At 47.0% G+C, this 1,929-nt stretch carries 1 protein-coding gene; it reads right to left on the minus strand.

What is annotated here, in order from left to right; translation table 11 throughout:
* Positions 1–81: 81 nt before the first annotated feature.
* Positions 82–1,359 carry a group II intron reverse transcriptase/maturase gene (gene ltrA, locus KW844_RS28805; protein ID WP_218380234.1) on the minus strand — a complete coding sequence of 426 codons (1,278 nt, stop codon included), beginning with the start codon at positions 1,357–1,359 and terminating at the stop codon, positions 82–84.
* Positions 1,360–1,929 lie beyond the last annotated feature (570 nt).

Here is a 1,929-nt window from a genome sequence, read left to right on the forward strand (position 1 = left end):
AATCGAGTAGGAAGTGAGGGATTATTTCCCTCACTGTCCCCTCACACCACCGTACGTACCGGTCTGGTATACGGCGGTTTGTTAGAATAATTTAATCTGGCATTCTGTTTTCAGATAATAGCGTTCGTAAAATCCTATATAGCCTTGGCTCCTAAAGTATGCGTTGGTGAGAGTTGTACAAAGTATCGGACTACGAGCCACACGGCTGTAACCTATACTCGTGTTGCTCCATTTCCTGGCATTATACTTTGATAAGCCTAGTTTTATAAGGTTACGATACCGACTGGGAATGGTTTTCCATTGTTTCCAGATACATATACGCAGCCGATTGTAGACTTTTCTGTCTAATTGTTGCATACTCTTTTTGCTGTCCGCAATGCTGAAGTAGTTGATCCAACCGCCTATGATTGATTCAAGACCAGTTATCCGCTGTTGTAATGTCATAGGTCTGCTGCGCATCGTCAGATTTCTGATCTTAGTCTGGATACGATCCAGACTCGACAATGGGATCCACATTCGGTGCTCCCCTTTTGTATTTCGATAGAAGGAGAAACCCAGCAGTTGACAGCTACCGGGGCGGCTGATCTTTGTCTTTTCTAGGTTCACCTTCAGCCTAAGTACATTTTCTATGTAATGAATCATACTGTCCAGTACCCGATGGGCGGACTTATTACTGTTTACATAGATGCTACAGTCATCTGCATAACGTACAAACTTGTGTCCTCGCTTATGCAGCTCCTTATCCAGTTCGTCCAGAACGATGTTGGAGAGCAGCGGACTTAAAGGAGAACCTTGCGGAGTTCCTTCCTGTCGGGGGCTTACAACCCCTCCCAGTAAGATACCGCTGGTGAGGTATCTGCGGATTAAGTCCAGTGTCCGTTTATCACTGATACGTTTAGATAGCTGACTTATCAGCCGATCATGATGAACCCGGTCGAAGAAGTTCGATAGATCCAACTCAATGACCCAGCTTCCACCCGACGCTATGTGCGAACGGGCTTGCAATACCGCCTGATGTGCATTGCGGTGGGGACGGAACCCATAACTGTAGGGGGAGAAATCTGCTTCGTAAACGGGTGACAACCATTGTTGGATCGCTTGCTGAATAAGGCGGTCAATGACCGTGGGGATGCCAAGTAAGCGTTTCCCACCGGAGGCTTTGGGTATCTCAATGCCCCGAACGGGGCTGGGGCGGTACATGCCGGATAAAATCCTTGATTTCAGGTCGGACCAGTGGTGTGTCAGGTAGTCGCGAAGTTCATCGGTCTGCATACCATCAACACCACCAGCACCCTTGTTACTGATGACCCGTTGCAGGGCTTTCTGTATGTTTCTGAACTCAAGTATTTCTTCCAGCATAGCAACATAATCTGAAAAAAAAATTCCAGGGCATTGTCCTTTTCCAGTTCATAACTCGGCTCAACTCCTGCTATATCTTCCTTTAGCTTCCGGCCTCTGGTCTTGTTATAGCAGTTCTCTTACGTGTTTCGGTTGTTAACGCTTTGTTATGCACCCGGCCAAATTCCTTTGCCATTCTAACATTCGGTCCTTTGGCTTGTCTGTGAATCCTCCATCTTTACCCTTGTACTTCGGGAGATAGCTCGTTTCCCTGCCTACTATGACCTCGGCTGACTCCCTGCAAAAAAAAACAGGGTCTCCCAGGGTAAGTGTTATAGCTTTCCATCCATATAGCCGCTGTATTTACGTGGTTACAATCTGTGTAGTATGGGGCTTTTGTTTCTTATGCAACATCACCCATGTAACCCCGCCTTGTATGCAGTTTCTGTTCGTCGGCCCGGATGTTTGCCGCCAGCTTCCTTCAGATTCCATCTTACAATGGACACCCTTGCTATTGGCTAATGCTTCCTACTACAAAGCGCATTCGGGACTTGCACCCTAGAGCTATAACACATGCCTGGCACACATAAA

Origin of the sequence: Chitinophaga sp. sic0106 (assembly GCF_019219075.1) — a bacterium.
Taxonomy (GTDB): Bacteria; Bacteroidota; Bacteroidia; order Chitinophagales; family Chitinophagaceae; genus Chitinophaga.